Annotated in this window: 13 protein-coding genes; 10 read left to right on the top strand and 3 right to left on the bottom strand. The window is 68.9% G+C overall.

What is annotated here, in order from left to right:
* Window positions 1-7: 7 nt before the first annotated feature.
* Complete coding sequence (locus ACI7YT_RS07065) at window positions 8-1426, bottom strand: RNB domain-containing ribonuclease (RefSeq protein ID WP_406249791.1); 1419 nt, start codon at window positions 1424-1426, stop codon at window positions 8-10.
* Window positions 1427-1478: 52 nt separating this feature from the next.
* Between ACI7YT_RS07065 and ACI7YT_RS07070 the strand changes: the two genes are divergently transcribed.
* Window positions 1479-2249, top strand: coding sequence for an isocitrate lyase/phosphoenolpyruvate mutase family protein (locus ACI7YT_RS07070; protein WP_406249793.1), 771 nt, complete (start codon window positions 1479-1481; stop codon window positions 2247-2249).
* Window positions 2250-2288: 39 nt separating this feature from the next.
* Complete coding sequence (locus ACI7YT_RS07075) at window positions 2289-4043, top strand: proline--tRNA ligase (RefSeq protein WP_406249795.1); 1755 nt, start codon at window positions 2289-2291, stop codon at window positions 4041-4043.
* 34 nt (window positions 4044-4077) lie between these two features.
* On the opposite strand, the gene ACI7YT_RS07080 is transcribed toward ACI7YT_RS07075, so the two are convergent.
* Complete coding sequence (locus tag ACI7YT_RS07080; RefSeq protein WP_406249796.1) at window positions 4078-4995, bottom strand: ion transporter; 918 nt, start codon at window positions 4993-4995, stop codon at window positions 4078-4080.
* Between the two features lie 125 nt (window positions 4996-5120).
* On the opposite strand from ACI7YT_RS07080, the gene ACI7YT_RS07085 reads away from it, so the two are divergent.
* The 7 genes from ACI7YT_RS07085 to ACI7YT_RS07115 all read left to right on the top strand — a co-directional run bounded on the left by ACI7YT_RS07085 (window position 5121) and on the right by ACI7YT_RS07115 (window position 15350).
* A complete protein-coding gene (locus ACI7YT_RS07085; RefSeq protein ID WP_406249798.1) occupies window positions 5121-6137 on the top strand; it encodes a TIGR00730 family Rossman fold protein in 1017 nt (338 codons plus the stop codon).
* A 92-nt stretch (window positions 6138-6229) separates the two neighbouring features.
* Window positions 6230-8284, top strand: a complete 2055-nt coding sequence (locus ACI7YT_RS07090; RefSeq protein WP_406249800.1) for a PhoX family protein — start codon at window positions 6230-6232, stop codon at window positions 8282-8284.
* A 147-nt stretch (window positions 8285-8431) separates the two neighbouring features.
* Complete coding sequence (nusA, locus tag ACI7YT_RS07095; protein WP_406249802.1) at window positions 8432-9418, top strand: transcription termination factor NusA; 987 nt, start codon at window positions 8432-8434, stop codon at window positions 9416-9418.
* A gap of 54 nt (window positions 9419-9472) precedes the next feature.
* Window positions 9473-9745, top strand: a complete 273-nt coding sequence (locus ACI7YT_RS07100; protein WP_406249804.1) for a YlxR family protein — start codon at window positions 9473-9475, stop codon at window positions 9743-9745.
* A 59-nt stretch (window positions 9746-9804) separates the two neighbouring features.
* Window positions 9805-12546: a translation initiation factor IF-2 gene (infB, locus tag ACI7YT_RS07105; RefSeq protein ID WP_406249806.1), complete on the top strand. Its 2742-nt coding sequence runs from the start codon at window positions 9805-9807 to the stop codon at window positions 12544-12546.
* A gap of 70 nt (window positions 12547-12616) precedes the next feature.
* A complete protein-coding gene (gene rbfA / locus ACI7YT_RS07110) occupies window positions 12617-13042 on the top strand; it encodes a 30S ribosome-binding factor RbfA (RefSeq protein ID WP_406249808.1) in 426 nt (141 codons plus the stop codon).
* Between the two features lie 100 nt (window positions 13043-13142).
* Window positions 13143-15350: a LuxR C-terminal-related transcriptional regulator gene (locus tag ACI7YT_RS07115; RefSeq protein ID WP_406249809.1), complete on the top strand. Its 2208-nt coding sequence runs from the start codon at window positions 13143-13145 to the stop codon at window positions 15348-15350.
* Between the two features lie 5 nt (window positions 15351-15355).
* Here ACI7YT_RS07115 and ACI7YT_RS07120 read toward each other — a convergent pair whose 3' ends face one another.
* Complete coding sequence (locus ACI7YT_RS07120; RefSeq protein ID WP_406250518.1) at window positions 15356-16228, bottom strand: A/G-specific adenine glycosylase; 873 nt, start codon at window positions 16226-16228, stop codon at window positions 15356-15358.
* 80 nt (window positions 16229-16308) lie between these two features.
* Here ACI7YT_RS07120 and ACI7YT_RS07125 point away from each other — a divergent pair, with 80 nt between their 5' ends.
* Window positions 16309-16950 carry a hypothetical protein gene (locus ACI7YT_RS07125; RefSeq protein ID WP_406249810.1) on the top strand — a complete coding sequence of 214 codons (642 nt, stop codon included), beginning with the start codon at window positions 16309-16311 and terminating at the stop codon, window positions 16948-16950.
* The last annotated feature ends 1 nt before the right edge of the window (window position 16951 follow it).

The raw sequence follows: 16951 nt of genomic DNA on the forward strand, positions 1-16951 counted from the left end.
CAGCAGCTCACAGAGCGAACTCCAGCTCGCCCTTCGCGATATCGGCCCGCACGACCTGCAGCGACACGACGTCGCCTGCCGCGGCTCCCGCCGGCACGGGAGCGGATGCCGTCACCGCCGGATCCGCGATCTGAATCGTGCCCCGGCCGCCATCGCGCAGCTCGATCACGTTCGCCTCGATCCGTGAACCGACGAATGGCGTCATCAGCGCCGCCTCGACGCAGTTGATCGTCGCGGAGTTCAGCTTCGACGCCCGCTGCGACGACGCCTGCATGAGTCCTGGGAGCTCCGGCAGCGAGTCGCGCGCCCACGCCGGAACCTCCTCGCCAGAAGCGATGGCGAGACAGATGGCGAGCGACCAGCGGTCCACGAGCCGGCGCAGGGGAGCGGTTGCGTGAGCATAGGGTGCGGCGATGGCCGCCTGCTCGGCATCCGCGGGCACCGATCCGTCGAAGGTCACGTAGCCCGCCCCGCGGAACAGCATCGCGGCCGCTTCGAGCACGGGCAGCGTGAGCGGATCCTGACGGTCGAGCCCGCGCAGATACTCGCCGTACTCGCCCGTCTTCCACGGCCGGCCGAGCGCCTCGGTCTGGCGCCGGAACGCCGCGAAGGATTTCTCGTCCGGCTGCGGCATGGTCCGCAGGACGCCCACCTTCGCGTCGAGCATGAGGGACGCCGCCGCCATGCCGGTCATGAGCGACAACTGGGCGTTCCACTCCTCGACGGGCAGTGGACTGCGACGCACGATCTCGTACGTCCCGTCGTCCGCGCGGACGACCTCTTCGTCCGGCAGATTGAGGCTCGCTCCGCCGCGTGCCCTCTCCTGCGCGATGCGGAGTTCGCCGATCTCGCGCAGCAGAGTCGCGGGTGAGACCTCTCCGGCATCCAGAGCTCGCTGCAGGGACGCGTACTCGAGCTGCTCGCGCGAGCGGATCAGCGCTCGCTCCAGCCGGAAGTCGGAGACTGCACCGTCTGCGGCCAGCGCGAATGTCCACACCAGCGCTGGTCGCTCGACGCCCGGCAGCAGCGACGCGCGATCCTCGCTCAGGGCGCGCGGATGCAGCGGGATCGAGCCGTCGGCCGCATACAGCGTCTGACCGCGTTCGCGGGCCGCGGCATCCAGCGCTCCGCCGGCCGTCACGAACGACGGGACGTCGGCGATCGCGTACCGCACCTCGAATCCGGTTCCTGTGCGGGCGAGATGGAAGGCCTGATCCAGGTCCTTCGACCCCGGCGGATCCAGTGTCGCGAAGGCCACGTCCCGCAGATCGAGCTCGGGTGCCGCAGGGCAGACGGCGGATGCTTCGGCTCGCGCCTCTTCGGAGAACTCGACCGGCGCGTCCAGCGACGCGCGCAGCGCCGCAAGGGCCTCGGCCAGTTCGCTCTGAGCGGCGGATGGGGCGACATGGGCGCGACGCTGAGGCATGCATCGAGCCTAACCAGAGCCACCGGCCCTCAGGGGGATTAGCGTGTTGATCATGACCCTTGCCGAGAAAGCTCAGACCCTCATCGATCTGCACCGCGCACCCGAGATCCTCCGGGTCGTGAACGTCTGGGACGTCGTGTCCGCCCAGACCGTCGCCGCGCTCCCCGAGACCACGGCCATCGCCACTGCAGGGCACTCGATCGCCGCGACCCTCGGCTACGCCGATGGCGCCATTCCGCGCGAACTCATGCTCGACATGGTGTCGCGCATCACGGCGGCCGTCGATCTGCCGGTCTCCGCCGACCTGGACGACGGCTACGGCGATACGGGGGAGACCACCCGCCTCGCGATCGCCGCCGGCGCGGTCGGCGCCAACATCGAGGACCGCCTCAAGCCGCTCGACGAGTCGGTCGCGAACGTCGTGGCGATCGTCGCCGCCGGTGAGGCCGAGGGCGTGCCGTTCGTCCTCAACGCCCGCACCGATGCTTTCGTCCGCGGGGGCGATCGTCCGGTGCAGGAGAGCGTCGCCGACGCGATCGCGCGCGGCCGTGCCTATCTCGACGCCGGTGCGACGACGGTGTTCGTCCCCGGCATCCTGGATGCCGACGTCACACGGCAGCTCGTCGACGGAATCGGCGCGAACCGGGTCAGTGTCATCGGTCTGCCAGGAGCGCTCACAGCCGCCGAGTACGAGGCGCTCGGTGTCGCCCGCATCTCCTACGGCCCGATGACCCAGCGCGTCGCGCTGACGGCGTTGCAGGACCTGGCTTCGAGCCTCTACGCCGACGGCGTCATCCCGACCGGCACGCGCGCGCTGAACTGACCGGATCGGACGAGTGGCCGCGCGCCCTAGACTTGTCGCGTGGTCACTCGTCTCTCGAACTTCTTCCTCCGCACGCTCCGCGAAGACCCGGCCGGCGCCGAGATCGCCAGCCACAGGCTGCTGATCCGCGCCGGATACATCCGACCGCAGGCCGCGGGCATCTTTGCGTGGTTGCCGCTCGGTCTGCGCGTGAAGGCGAAGATCGAGACCGTCGTCCGCGAGGAGATGGCGGCCGCCGGTGCGCAGGAAGTGCATTTCCCCGCGCTCATGCCGCGTGAGGCGTACGAGGCGACCGGCCGCTGGGACGAGTACGGCGACCTGCTGTTCCGCCTGCAGGACCGCAAAGGCGGCGACTACCTGCTGGCGCCCACGCACGAGGAGGCCTTCACGCAACTGGTCAAGGACCTGTACTCCTCGTACAAGGACCTGCCCCTGACGATCTACCAGATCCAGGACAAGTACCGCGACGAGGCACGCCCCCGCGCCGGCCTCCTGCGCGGCCGCGAGTTCACGATGAAGGACGCGTACTCCTTCGATTCTTCGGATGCCGGACTCGACAAGTCGTACATGGCGCAGCGAGATGCCTACGAACGCATCTTCCAGCGCCTCGGTCTGGAATACGTGATCGTCCAGGCGGATGCCGGGGCCATGGGCGGATCCCGCAGCGAGGAATTCCTGCACCCGACGCACGTCGGAGAGGACACCTTCGTGCGCTCGGCCGGCGGTTACGCCGCGAACGTCGAAGCCTTCACGACGGCTGTGCCCGAGCCCGTCGACTTCTCCGACGCTCCGGCAGCCACGATCTTCGATTCCCCGAACACTCCGACCATCGACACGCTGGTCACGCACTCCAACGCCGTGCTGGAGGGCGAGTACACCGCAGCGGACACCTTGAAGAACGTGGTGCTGCGGCTCACGCATCTCGACGGCACTCGCGAACTCGTCATCGTCGGCATCCCCGGCGACCGCGAGGTCGACGAGAAGCGCGCCGAAGTGGCCTTCGCGCCTGCCGAGGTGTCGACGGCGACCGAGGACGACTTCGAGAACAACCCGCTGCTGGTCAAGGGCTACATCGGGCCGTGGTCGCCGATCGGCGCCGTCCTCGGTGAGGAATCCGCGACAGGCATCCGCTACCTCGTCGACCCCCGCGTCAGCGAGGGTTCGAGTTGGATCACCGGCGCGAACATCGACCAGAAGCACGCGCACTCGGTGATCGCCGGCCGCGACTTCTTCGCCGACGGCATCGTCGAGATCGCGAACGTCCGCGCCGGTGACCCGGCTCCGGACGGCTCCGGACCCGTCGAGCTGGCGCGCGGCATGGAGATCGGCCACGTCTTCCAGCTCGGCCGCAAGTATGCAGAGGCGCTCGGGCTGAAGGTCCTGGACGAGAACGGCAAGCTCGTCACCGTCACGATGGGCTCGTACGGCATCGGCGTCACCCGCATCCTCGCGATCATCGCCGAGCTGAACAACGACGACAAGGGTCTGATCTGGCCGGCATCCGTCGCGCCGTTCGACGTGCACGTCGTCGCCGCCGGGCGCGACCAGGTCGCGTTCGACGTCGCCGAGCAGGTCGCCGCGCGACTGGAGGACGCCCGTCTCGATGTGCTCTACGACGATCGCCCGAAGGTGTCGCCCGGCGTGAAGTTCGGCGACGCCGAGCTCGTCGGCATCCCGCGCGTGCTCGTCGTCGGCCGCGGTGCGGCCGACGGCCAGGTCGAGCTGTGGGACCGCCGCACGGGTGAGCGCGACGCGCTGTCGGTGGACGAGGCGATCGCCCGCCTCACGGCCTGAGGCGCGTCACGGCGCGATCCGCTCGAGCGTGCGCTCATCCGCGGTCGTCGCCGCGCGCGGTGAGCAGCGCTCGCAGTTCGACGACCGCGGCCTCGGTCTGCGCGAGCAGCTCCTGCACGCGCGCCGTTCCGTCGTCGAGCGCCCGCAGCTCCGCCTGCGTGCCTGCGGCATCCGCGCCCACCTGGACTGCCCCCGAGGTCGCACCGCCGGCGACCCCTGCCGCGGCATCGGCCGGCTCGACGTCCCGGGCGCGTGAGTCGCTCGCCGAAGCATCCGATGGTCCGAGGAACAGGTTCGCCAGGTATCCGGTGAACGTGCCGAAGATGCCGACGCCGACGATGATGATGAGCACACCGAGCACCCGACCGGCATCCGTGACCGGGTACTGATCGCCGTAGCCGACCGTCGAGATCGTGACGATGGTGTACCAGAGCGCGTCGGAGGCGGACGTGATGTTCGCACCTTCGGCGTACTCCTCGATCGCCAGCACCGACAGGCTGCCGAACTGCAGCACGAGGATGCCGAGCAGCAGCAGCGTCATCAGGGTGCTGTTGGCGCGGTCCTGGATCAGCGTCACCCAGATCTGCTTCGGTCCGAGGTCGCGCATCAACCGGAAGACGCGCAGCAGCCGGAAGATCCTCAGCACCTTGAACTGGGGGAAGGGGAGGCTCGCCAGCAGGTCCGCCCAGCCGAAGCCGCGGAAGAAGTACCGCCAGCGTGCTTCGCTCGTCGTCATCCGATAGACGAAGTCGATGAGGAAGATGATGCTGAGCACACCGTTCATGACGGTCAGGACGACCTGCATCGCCGTGTCGCCCTGCAGCGCGTACACGAACACGAGATTCATGATGGAAAGCAGCGACAGGATGCCGATGAAGATCTCGTAGGCCGGATTCTTCAGCTCGGCGCGCGCTCTCCGCCTGGCCCGGATCCTGTCGATGATCTCACCCATGGCGCGCTCCTTCCGTGGACACGGCGTACGTGCCGCAGTCGGCATCCATTGTGAAGCACGGCGCCCGCCCGCGCGCGCCGACTCGCCCCCCTGGGTGACCGGCCATGACGTGCGAGAGTAGAGCCATGGATGATCTCCGAAGCCGCATCGAGTCGTTGCTGGACGAGGCGGGCGTCACCGGCAATCGCACACTGATCACTCGCATCCTGCTCGCCGGGGTCCAACTCGGGCAGGACCGCACGGATCGTCTGGACCTGAAGATCGCCTCGTCCGCGCTCAGCGAGATGCGCGACGCGTTCCGGTTGTTCGCCCCGTACTCCGACGTGCCCAAGGTGACGGTGTTCGGTTCGGCGCGCACGCGGCAGGACGATCCGCTCTACCTGACCGCTCGGGATGTCGCGGCGGAACTGGCCGAACGCGGCTGGATGGTCGTGACCGGCGCCGGCCCAGGCATCATGCAGGCCGCGGCCGAAGGGGCGGGCCAGAAGATGGCGCTCGGTGTCTCCATCCGGCTCCCGTTCGAGGAGAAGCCGAACGCGGTCGTCGCCGAGGACGCGCACTCGGTGGAGATGAAGTACTTCTTCACGCGCAAGCTCATGCTCGTGAAGGAATCCAGCGGGTTCATCTGCCTGCCCGGTGGTTTCGGGACCATGGACGAGATGTTCGAACTGCTGACGCTGCAGCAGACCGGGAAGGCCGAGCCGACGCCGATCGTAATCCTGGACGCCCCGGGTGGCACGTTCTGGCGTGGTCTCGAGAGCTTCGTCGTCGAGCACCTGATCCCGGCGGGGGTGATATCGCCGCATGATTTCGATCGCGTGCTCGTCACGGATTCGGCGGAGCAGGCCGTCACCAGGATCACGGGATTCTGGCGCAACTACGACTCGCTGCGCTGGGTGGACGACCTGCTGGTGCTGCGGGTGAAGCACCAGCCGACGGATGCCGAGATAGAGGCACTCAACACCGAGTTCGCGCCGTTCGTGGCCTCGGGGCGGATCGAGCGCACCGACGCTCTTCCCATCGAGGTGAACGATCGTGATCGCGTAGAACTTCCGCGGGTGGCGCTGCGATTGCGCCAGCGTGAGGTCGGCGGCCTTTACCGACTCATCGATGCGCTCAACGCGCTTCCTTCGGCGGGCTGAGTAAACGCGGGGTTCAGCGGTCGTTCACTCGGCGGTCATCCGGTGCGAGCAACGTGGCTCGGGCAACAGCACCCGACGACGAAGGACCGATGATGAGCCTCACTGACATTCCCCGCCGCACTCTGCCCATGGCGCCGCACGTGAGCGGGAAGCGCTCCGCGGTGACGTGCGAACTCAAGTGCGCGAACGCCTGCCTCGGGCCGGAGTGCAACACGTCCTCGAACGAGCACTTCCGCTCGATCGCGTCGACGGTGTTCTCGCGCCGTGCCGTTCTCGGACTCGGCGCGGCCGCAGCCGTCGCCGTGGTCGTCGGCGTCGGACGCGGTGCCCCCACGTCAACGCCTCAGGCCGCCGGGGTGGCGGGATCCGGTGCGTCCTTCGGCCGACCGGCACGCGGCAGCCTCGCATTCGACGCCATCGCACCCGTCCCCGCCGAAGTCGATGCGTTCACGGTGCCGACCGGATACACCTGGGACCCGCTGATCCGCTGGGGCGACCCGCTGTTCTCGCGGACTCCCGCGTTCGATCTCAACGCGCAGACGCCCGAGGCGCAGGCCGAGCAGTTCGGCTACAACTGCGACTACCTCGACATCATCGCCGATCGCAGCGGCAAGACCGGTGTCCTCGTCAACAACCACGAGTACGTCAACCCGAACATCATGTTCCCGTCCACCACGGACGCCGCCGAGCTCCAGCGCCGCGGCGAGATCTACAAGGCCGCGCAGGGCCTCTCGGTCGTCGACATCCGTCGCCGCCGCACGGGCCAGCCGTGGAGCTACGTCGTCGACGGGCGCCGCAATCGCCGCATCACCGTGGAGACCGTGTTCGAGCTGACGGGCCCCGCAGCCGGAAGCGACCTGGTCAAGACCGCTTCCGACCCGGAAGGCCGCTGGGTCCACGGCACGCTGGGCAACTGCGCCGGCGGTACGACGCCGTGGGGGACGATCCTCTCCGGCGAGGAGAACTTCAACGGGTACTTCGCCTGGGCGGCGGACACCCTGCAGCAGAAGCGCTACAGCGGATCGAGCACCACGTCGACGTCGACCGGATGGGAGGCGTACGACCCGCGGTTCGACGCGCACAACCCGGACTACGTCAACGAGCCGAACCGCTTCGGCTACATCGTCGAGATCGACCCCCAGGACCCGACGTCGACGCCGATGAAGCACACCGCCATGGGCCGGTTCAAGCACGAGGGCGCGAACGTCCGCGTCGCCGAGGACGGCCGCGTCGTCGCATACATGGGTGACGACGAGCGCAACGACTACCTGTACAAGTTCGTCTCGAAGAACCGCGTATCCGGTTCGCGCAGGAAGAACCTCCGCCTGCTCAGCGAGGGCGACCTGTACGTCGCGAAGTTCTCGGGCGACTCGCCGGCCGCGGAGATCACCGGCACCGGAGCGCTGCCGGCTGACGGCGCGTTCGACGGCAGCGGCCAGTGGATCCCGCTGACGCAGGGCGGGAAGAGCGTCGTCCCCGGCTTCAGCACCGAGGAGGTCCTCGTGTACACCCGGCTCGCCGCAGACGCCGTCGGCGCCACGAAGATGGACCGCCCCGAGGACGTCGAGCCGAGCCCCGTCACCGGCAAGGTGTACGTCGCGCTGACGAACAACTCGAACCGCAAGACGGTCGACGAGGCCAACCCCATCACCGGCAACCGCTACGGTCACGTGCTCGAGCTCACCGAGACGGCAGGGCAGAGCGGGACGACGTTCGGATGGAGCGTCCTGCTGCTGTGCGGCGACCCGACCACCTTCGGCAACGCGTACTTCGCCGGCTTCCCGAAGGACAAGGTCTCGCCGATCTCCTGCCCGGACAACCTCGCGTTCGACTCGCAGGGCGAACTGTGGATCTCCACCGACGGCCAGCCGGGCACGATCGGCTACGGCGACGGCCTGTTCAAGGTGCCGCTGAACGGTGCAGAGCGCGGGCACGTCCAGCAGTTCCTGTCCGTGCCCCGCGATGCCGAGACCTGTGGTCCCGTCATCCATGACAAGGACGGCCTCGTCTTCGTGGCCGTGCAGCACCCGGGCGAGGACGGCACGTTCGAGTCGCCGCGGTCGCTGTTCCCCGACTACGGATCGTCGGCTCCGGGTGACGTCGCGACGGCTCCCCGCCCGTCCGTCGTCCAGGTCCACCGCGCCTGATACGTGCTCCGCGACGCCCTCCGTCCCGTTCGCGGGGCCGGAGGGCGTCGCCGCGTTCGCTTCGACTCGGTCGAAGGGCCTCGCGTCCGGTATCCTGGTCCGATGCCCGCGGGATGCCGCGGATAAGAGCTGAATAGGGAGACGCCCATGGATATCGAACTCGGACTGCTGCGCGGGCTCGAGAAGGAGAAGGCGATTCCGTTCGACGAACTCGTCTCGATCATCGAACAGGCCATCCTCACCGCCTACGGCAAGCACGTCTCCGAAGACGGGGTCGTCCCCGCCGGTGTGCGCGTGGACCTCGACCGCAAGACCGGGCACGTCGCCGTGATGCAGCCGGTGCTCGACGAGTCCGGCGCCGTGATCGGCGAAGAGGATGCGACACCGGATGACTTCGGACGCATCGCCGCCTTCGCCGCCAAGCAGGTCATCAGCCAGCGGCTGCGTGACATCGCCGATGACGCCGTCCTTGGCGAGTTCAAGGGCAAGGAAGGCGACATCGTCGCCGGCGTGATCCAGCAGGGGCCGAATCCCCGCATGATCCACGTCGATCTCGGCTCCATCGAGGCGATCCTGCCGCCCGAGGAGCAGGTCCCCGGCGAGGAGTACGCGCACGGGACTCGGCTGCGGGTCTATGTCACAAGCGTCGCCAAGGGACTGAAGGGTCCGCAGATCACGGTGTCCCGCACGCACCCCGGTCTCGTCCGCAAGCTGTTCGCGCTCGAGGTTCCGGAGATCGCGGCTGGGCTCGTGGAGATCGTCTCGCTCGCGCGCGAGGCCGGCCACCGCACGAAGATCGCGGTGACGGCGAACGACCCGGCGATCAACGCCAAGGGCGCCTGCATCGGCGAGCTCGGTCGCCGCGTGCGCGCGGTCACGGAGGAGCTGTCGGGCGAGAAGATCGACATCGTCGACTACAACCCGGACCTCGCCACCTTCGTCGCACAGGCCCTGTCTCCGGCGAAGGTCACGAGCGCTTTCGTGCTCGATGCCAACACGAAGGCCGTCCGTGCGCTCGTGCCGGATTACCAGCTCTCGCTGGCGATCGGTAAGGAGGGGCAGAACGCCCGTCTGGCCGCGAAGCTCACCGGCGCCAAGATCGACATCCAGCCGGACAGCATCCTCGACGAATGATGCCGCGAGCGACGGCCGGTCGACGTCGCTCGGGCATCGGCCCTGAGGTGTAAGATGGAACCTGTACGAACGTGTGTCGGCTGCCGCGCACGTGCCTCCCGGTCAGACCTCCTCAGGGTGGTCGCCCAGGACGGCGCCCTCGTGATCGACGAGCGCGCGGTGCTTCCCGGACGAGGTGCGTGGGTGCATCCGGATCCTGAGTGCCTGGACAAGGCGCTGCGGCGCCGGGCCTTCGCACGAGCACTCCGTGTCACAGCTCCGCTGGACACGCAGACCATCGAGAAACGGCTGAACGGCTATGGAAACAAAGTGAACGGCTCGAAATGAGACCCGTCCGCGACTAGTGGTCTGCCCTGCCTGGGTAGACCGACCCAGACAGGAGAATTGTGGCTGCCAAACCACGTGTGCACGAGATCGCCGCCGAACTCGGCGTCGACAGCAAGGTCGCACTTGCCAAGCTCAAGGAGCTCGGCGAGTTCGTGAAGAGCCCGTCATCGACCATCGAACCGCCGGTGGCGCGCAAGCTGCGCGCGGCGATCGAGGCCGACGGGGCTGCGAAGCCCGCGGCCAAGACGGAGCCTGCGAAGCCGAAGGCTGCGCCCGCCCCCAAGCCAGGCGCTGCTGCGCCGACCCCCGGTCCCAAGCCGGGCCCGAAGCCGGCACCAGAGGCTCCGGCGCCCGCAGAACCTGCGGCACCGGCACCCGCCCCCGAGGCGCCGTCTGCAGCTGAGCCTGCGGATGCGCCTGCCCCGGCGGCATCCAAGTCGGCTGACAAGGCCGCACCCAAGCCGGGCGCTCCGCGTCCGGGCAACAACCCGTTCTCCTCGGCGCAGGGCATGGGCCAGCGCCCCGCAGGACCGCGTCCGGGCAACAACCCGTTCGCCTCCGCGCAGGGCATGGGCCAGCGTCCGACCCCGGGTAACATCCCGCGGCCGCAGGCTCCGCGCCCCGGCGCCCCGCGTCCCGGCGCTCCGCGTCCTGGTTCCCCCCGTCCCGGCGCTCCGCGCGGCGGTCAGGGCGGTCGCCCGGGTGGCGCTCCGTTCCAGCAGCGTCCAGGCGGCCCCGGCCGTCCAGGCGGTGCAGGTGGCGGCGCAGGCGCCGGAGGCTTCCAGCGTCCGGCCGGCGGTTTCGCCGGTCGCCCAGGCGGCGGCGGTGGTCGCGGTCGCGGCCCCGGCGGCGGTACGGCCGGTGCCTTCGGAAAGGGAGGCGGCAAGAGCAAGCAGCGCAAGTCGCGGCGGGCGAAGCGGCAGGAATTCGAGATGCGGTCGGCGCCGGTCGTCGGCGGCGTCAACGTCTCGAAGGGCAACGGCGAGATCATCCGCCTGCGCCGTGGCGCATCGATCGCGGACTTCGCGGACAAGCTCGAGGCACTGCGCGGATACACCGTGCAGCCCGGAACGCTCGTCACGATCCTCTTCAACCTGGGTGAGATGGCCACGGCCACCGAGTCCCTGGACGAGGCGACCTTCGAGGTCCTCGGTGAGGAGCTCGGCTACAAGATCCAGATGGTCTCGCCCGAGGACGAGGACAAGGAGCTCCTCGAGGGCTTCGGTCTCGACCTCGAGCAGGAGCTGGCGGAAGAGGACGAGTCGGATCTCGAGATCCGACCTCCGGTGGTCACCGTCATGGGTCACGTCGACCACGGTAAGACCCGTCTTCTCGACGCGATCCGACAGACCAACGTCATCGATGGTGAGGCCGGCGGCATCACCCAGCACATCGGTGCCTACCAGGTCTGGACCGAGCACGAGGAGATCGAGCGCGCGATCACCTTCATCGACACCCCGGGTCACGAGGCGTTCACCGCTATGCGTGCTCGTGGTGCGCAGGTGACCGACCTCGCGATCCTGGTGGTCGCGGCCGACGACGGCATCATGCCGCAGACGGTCGAAGCGCTGAACCACGCTCAGGCGGCGAACGTCCCGATCGTGGTCGCGGTGAACAAGGTCGACAAGCCGGAAGCCAACCCGGCCAAGGTCCGCCAGCAGCTCACCGAGTACGGCCTGGTCGCCGAGGAGTACGGCGGAGACGTCATGTTCGTCGATGTCTCGGCTCGTGCCGGCACAGGCATCCAGGAGCTTCTGGATGCTGTCCTGCTGACGGCCGACGCGGGGCTGGACCTCACGGCCAACCCGAACAAGGCCGCTCGCGGTGTCGCCATCGAGGCGAAGCTCGACAAGGGCCGCGGTTCGGTCGCGACCGTGCTCATCCAGTCCGGAACGCTCCGGATCGGTGACGCGATCGTCGCAGGAACGGCGTACGGCCGCGTCCGTGCGATGGCGGACGAGAACGGCGATGCCGTCCTCGAGGCCTACCCGTCGCGCCCCGTTCAGGTGCAGGGTCTGAACTCCGTGCCCCGAGCCGGTGACGTCTTCATCGTCACCGAAGAGGACCGCATGGCACGTCAGATCGCCGAGAAGCGCGAAGCCGTCGAGCGCAATGCCCAGCTGGCCAAGGCCCGCAAGCGCATCTCGCTCGAGGACTTCACCCGTGCTCTCGAAGAGGGCAAGGTCGAGTCGCTCAACCTCATCATCAAGGGCGACGTCTCCGGTGCCGTCGAGGCGCTGGAGGAGTCGCTCCTCAAGATCGAGGTCGACGACTCGGTGCAGCTGCGCATCATCCACCGCGGTGTGGGTGCGATCACCGAGTCCGACGTGAACCTGGCGACGATCGACAACGCGATCATCGTGGGCTTCAACGTCCGCCCTGACACGAAGGCGCGCGAGCGCGCTTCCCGTGAAGGCGTGGACATCCGCTTCTACTCCGTCATCTACAACGCGATCGACGAGATCGAGAGCTCGCTCAAGGGCATGCTCAAGCCGGAGTACGAAGAGGTCCAGTCGGGTGTGGCGGAGATCCGCGAGGTGTTCCGCTCCTCGAAGGTCGGCAACATCGCCGGTGTCATCGTCCGCTCCGGCACGATCACGCGCAACGCCAAGGCGCGCGTCATCCGAGACGGCGTCGTCATCGCCGATGGCCTCGCCATCGAGTCGCTGCGACGCTTCAAGGACGACGTCACCGAGGTCCGCACCGATTTCGAAGCCGGTATCGGCCTCGGCAAGTACAACGACATCCAGATCGGCGACGAGATCGAGACCATCGAACTCGTCGAGAAGCCTCGCGGCTGATCGAGTCTGATCGTCGGGCGGGGATGCACAGCGCATCCCCGCCCGACGAGTCTCAACGAGGGAGAAGGAAATGGCTGGAGAACGACAGGCTCGTCTCGCGGATCGCATCCGCGTCATCCTGGCCGAGCGGCTCGACAAGGGGCTGCGCGACCCGCGCCTCGGATACGTCACGATCACCGACGTGCGCGTCACGGGAGATCTTCAGCACGCCAGCGTCTTCTACACGGTGCTCGGCACCGAAGAGGAGCGCATCTCCAGCGCCGCAGCTCTCGCCTCGGCCACCGGGATGCTCCGCTCGGAGGTGGGGCGCCAGCTGAACACTCGCCTGGTGCCGACGCTCGAGTTCATCCTGGATGCCCTTCCGGAGAACGCCGATCACATCTCGGCGCTGCTGCGTGAGGCGCACGAGCGCGATGCCGAGGTCGCCAAGCTGGCAGCCACGTCGAAGCACGCCGGTGACGCGGATCCGTATCGCAGCGAGGACGAGGAAGACTGACTGCCTGACCGGCCGCGCCGCCTTCCGCACGGATTCTGCGGTCGTTTGTTAGCCTGTCGTCGATCGGGACCGCTCCCAGCGCTCTCGAGAGAGCAGGGTCATGGGCGACACAGGTGCACGGCGCGCCGCTGACACCCGACCCGTCAGCGCACCCGAAGCGCGCGCCGTGCTCGACGGCGTCGGCGATCTGCACGCCCAGGGCATCGTCATCGCTCCGCATGTGCTCGCGCGCGTCCATGCCAGGATCGGCACCTCCCGCGACCTGGTCCGCGAGGTCGTCGGGGCGCTGTCGGAGAGCCAGCGGCAAGGACTGCGCGCTCTCCCCTTTCCACTGCCGGTGGCGTCGTCCGCGTTCGGCACCGATGGGCCGCTGGGGCTGACGGCGACCGCACGGGATGCTCTGATCGTTCTCGCGCTGGGAACCACGGACAGGCTCGATGTGCTGCTCTCCGCTACCGGTCTCTCCGCCGACGACCTGTCGACAGGCGATCTGGGCGAGCACCTGGACGTGAATGCCGGTCACGTGACGATGCGAGAACCCGCGCTCGCGGACTGGATCGAAGGATGCGCCTCACCCGCCGAGAGCGCGTCGGCGCATCGTCGCCTCGGCGAGTTCCATGCGCACGAGGGCGATGCCGTGCGAGCCGCATGGCATGCGGCACGCGGCGCGACGGCGAAGAGACCGGAGGTCGCCGAGCTCCTGCTGCCCGCAGCGCGCAGGCTCGCCGAGGATGGCCAGTCGCTGGCGGCGTTCCACGTGGCCGTCGAGGTGTTCGACCATGTCGACGGAACGGATGCCGACGAGGCGCGGCAGGTCGCCGGCAACGCCGCGCTGTGCGCCGGCCTGCTGGCGGATGCCGTGGCCTGGCTGGGCAGTCTGTTCCCGAACGGCTCTCCAGCGCACCGTGCACGGGCGCTGGCGCCGCTCGTGATCGCCGAGACCACGCTGCGCGGCGCAGTGCCGATCGCTGATGCTGCGGCGCTCCGCCCCGATGAAGACGACAGGGCGGTCTGGCACGGCTGGGCCCGTGCCGCCGGAATGGCGGCGATGCTGTCGGCCGAACGCGGCGCGGACGCCGCCATGCGCATGTGGCTGTCCGAGGTCCGTGACGCTGATGTCCGGGCGGGAGCCGACGGTGCGATCCGCGGCCCGGCGGTCGCACTCTGCTGGTTGCTCAGCGGAGAGGAATCGGATGCACCGCCCGAACGGAGCACGCTGTCCTACGGCATCGTGTCCGCAGTTCGGCGTGCCCTGGCCGGCGAGATCGACGAGGGGCTCGGCATCCTGGCGAGACACGAGGCTGGCATCGCCGATGAACCGGATGCTTTCCTGCAGGGCTTCGAGCACACGCCGCTGGCCTCCGCCTACCGGGCCGTCATCGAGGTGCTCCTGCGTCTCTGGCAGGGTGACATCGCCACGGCTCGCTCCCGCATGCACGAGGCCATGGTCCGGCATCCCGTCGGCTTCCCGTTCGCCGGTCTCGGCGCTGTTCTCGCGCGGCGGCTGGACCTTGCGGTGCTCGGCGAGGTCGGCCCGGCGGCGCGCAGCCTCACGGAGGCGCTGCCCACCGGCATCCGACCTGACCTCCTCGTCGACCGCGCGCTTCAGGCTTATCTGGCCGGTGCCGTGCAGGATGCCGGAGTGCAGCTGCGGCTCTGGCACGACCGTGGGGGACCGAGCCCAGTGCTGGCGGTACCCGGTCTCGAGGAACTCGGCCCTTACACGGCCTCGGATGCGGTGGAACCGGCGGACCAGAGGATCTCCCTGGACCTGTATCGACGCATCAGGACCGCAGCGCAGGGCGCATGGCAGCGCGAGTATCCGGACATCGCAGAGCGGGCGCGCTCCGTACGCTCCCCGTTCGAGCGCGGTCGCGTGGAGGCACTCCTCGGCACCACCTGCGTGATCCGCGACGACCGGGCGGCCGGACGGCTCCATCTGCATGCGGCGCACACGCTCTTCGCGGATGCCGGGGCTGATGCCTGGCGCGACAGCGTCGGGCGCAAGCTCGCCAGGCTCGGCGAGCAGATCGAGCGTCTCGCAGGACTGGACACCGTGCCGATCAACGTCTCGGTCCTCGATCCGATGGCCGCGTGCCGGGCCGCCTGGGCGCCGCTGCTCACGGAGCGCGAACTCCAGGTCGCGATGCTCGTCGTCGATGGCGTCCCCAACCGCGAGATCGCCGATCGACTGAACCTGTCGGTCCGCACGGTCGAGGTGCACGTCGGACGCGTCTTCGCGAAGCTCGATGCGCGAAGCAGGGTCGAACTGACCGTGCTGGCGCACCGCACCAACCAGCACATCTGATCCGCTCAGCGCGGCAGCGACAACAGCCCGTCCGCGGCTTCGGCGAGTCCGTCGACGATCAGCGAGTCGATCGCGCGGTGGCGCTGCGCACTGTCCGGCCAATCGGGGATCACGTCCTCCAGCGCCACGCCGCCGTGCGTCTGCCGGAGCATCCGCAGTACGGCGCCTCTGGCCTGTCGGTCGGATCCCTCGTACTTCGCCTGGCGCCGCCGCGTGTCTTCGCCGATCGGGCGACCGAGGGCGAACCAGCGGCATGAGCCGCTGATGGGGCACTGCTCGCACTTCGGCGCCCTGGCCGTGCAGATCACGGCGCCGAGCTCCATCACCGCGGCGTTGAACAGCGCCGACTCGGCATCCTCGTCCGGCAGGAGCCGCTGCATGGTCTCGAGGTCGCGCCGGGAGGGCGGACCGGGCTGAGCGGTGCCGTCGATCACGCGCGCGAGCACACGGCGCGTGTTGGTGTCGACGACCGGGTGACGATCGCCGTAGGCGAAGACCGCGACGGCGCGTGCGGTGTAGTCGCCGATGCCGGGGAGGGCCAGCAGCTCGATCACGTCGCGGGGGACTACGCCGTCGTGCCGCTCCGCCACGGCGCGCGCTGCGCCGTGCAGCCACAGAGCACGTCGTGGATAGCCGAGATTCGCCCACTGGGTCACGACCTCGGCGGGGGAGGCGGCGGCCATCGCCGTCGGAGTCGGCCATCGACGCAGCCAGGCATCAAGGTGCGGGATGACGCGGGTCACAGGCGTCTGCTGCAGCATGAACTCGCTGACGAGGGTGCCCCACGCGGCGTACGTGCGATGGAAGTCCGCACGCCGCCATGGCAGATCGCGGGCGTCCGATCGATACCACTCCGAGACCTCCGCGAGGTCGGGCAGGGCTGTCGGTGACGCGGGCACCTGGTTAGCCTAGACGGATCGACCATGCTCGTTCTCGGGGGAGAGCAAGGAGGCCCGACATGAGAGTCCGCGCCGGCACCATCTCACTGCTGATCGCGACGCTGCTGCTCGCAGGATGCGCGACACCCGCGAACGGACCGACGCCGTCCGCGACGGCGTCCGAGCCCGCTCCGCAGCCCACGTCGTCCGAGAGCCCATCGCCTGGCACGGGGGAACCGGATCCGGAGGACCTGTCGACCTGGACCGTCAGCGCTGAGGGGATGGGCCCCGTGCTGATCGGCGGAGACTTCGATGCCACCCTGGCACAACTGCCCACCACGTGGACGAGCGACGGCGCCGCCTGCTCATGGGCCGCGTTCTGGAACGCCCCCGACGCGTCCTTCAGCATGCATTTCGTCCGCGGCGCCGAGGACCAGAGCGAACCCATCTCCGAGATCTCGGCATCCACCATGGCCGACTCGGTCACGGGGCCCGTGGGCCCCGTGACAACGGAAGGCGTGGGAATCGGGGCGACCAGGGACGAGATCCTCGCTGCCTACCCGGATGCCGAGGAGGGCACCGCAACGGTCGACGGCGAGTGGATCCGCGTGCCGTCGGAGTCCGATGGGCAGATCTTCTTCCAGTTCCTCACCGGAGCCGAGCGGGCCTGGGCCGTCACGGTCACCACGCGCGACGAGCCGTCGTACGAGGTGTGCGGTTGAG

The organism is Microbacterium sp. M (genome assembly GCF_045181065.1).
Taxonomy (GTDB): Bacteria; Actinomycetota; Actinomycetes; order Actinomycetales; family Microbacteriaceae; genus Microbacterium.

What these genes read in the sequence shown, in the direction of transcription:
- ACI7YT_RS07065 (WP_406249791.1), bottom strand. Translation starts at nt 1,426, where the DNA reads ATGCCTCAGCGTCGCGCCCATGTCGCCCCATCCGCCGCTCAGAGCGAA.
- ACI7YT_RS07070 (WP_406249793.1), top strand. Translation starts at nt 1,479, where the DNA reads ATGACCCTTGCCGAGAAAGCTCAGACCCTCATCGATCTGCACCGCGCA.
- ACI7YT_RS07100 (WP_406249804.1), top strand. Translation starts at nt 9,473, where the DNA reads ATGGAACCTGTACGAACGTGTGTCGGCTGCCGCGCACGTGCCTCCCGG.
- ACI7YT_RS07125 (WP_406249810.1), top strand. Translation starts at nt 16,309, where the DNA reads ATGAGAGTCCGCGCCGGCACCATCTCACTGCTGATCGCGACGCTGCTG.
- rbfA (WP_406249808.1), top strand. Translation starts at nt 12,617, where the DNA reads ATGGCTGGAGAACGACAGGCTCGTCTCGCGGATCGCATCCGCGTCATC.
- ACI7YT_RS07090 (WP_406249800.1), top strand. Translation starts at nt 6,230, where the DNA reads ATGAGCCTCACTGACATTCCCCGCCGCACTCTGCCCATGGCGCCGCAC.
- nusA (WP_406249802.1), top strand. Translation starts at nt 8,432, where the DNA reads ATGGATATCGAACTCGGACTGCTGCGCGGGCTCGAGAAGGAGAAGGCG.
- ACI7YT_RS07085 (WP_406249798.1), top strand. Translation starts at nt 5,121, where the DNA reads ATGGATGATCTCCGAAGCCGCATCGAGTCGTTGCTGGACGAGGCGGGC.
- ACI7YT_RS07080 (WP_406249796.1), bottom strand. Translation starts at nt 4,995, where the DNA reads ATGGGTGAGATCATCGACAGGATCCGGGCCAGGCGGAGAGCGCGCGCC.
- ACI7YT_RS07115 (WP_406249809.1), top strand. Translation starts at nt 13,143, where the DNA reads ATGGGCGACACAGGTGCACGGCGCGCCGCTGACACCCGACCCGTCAGC.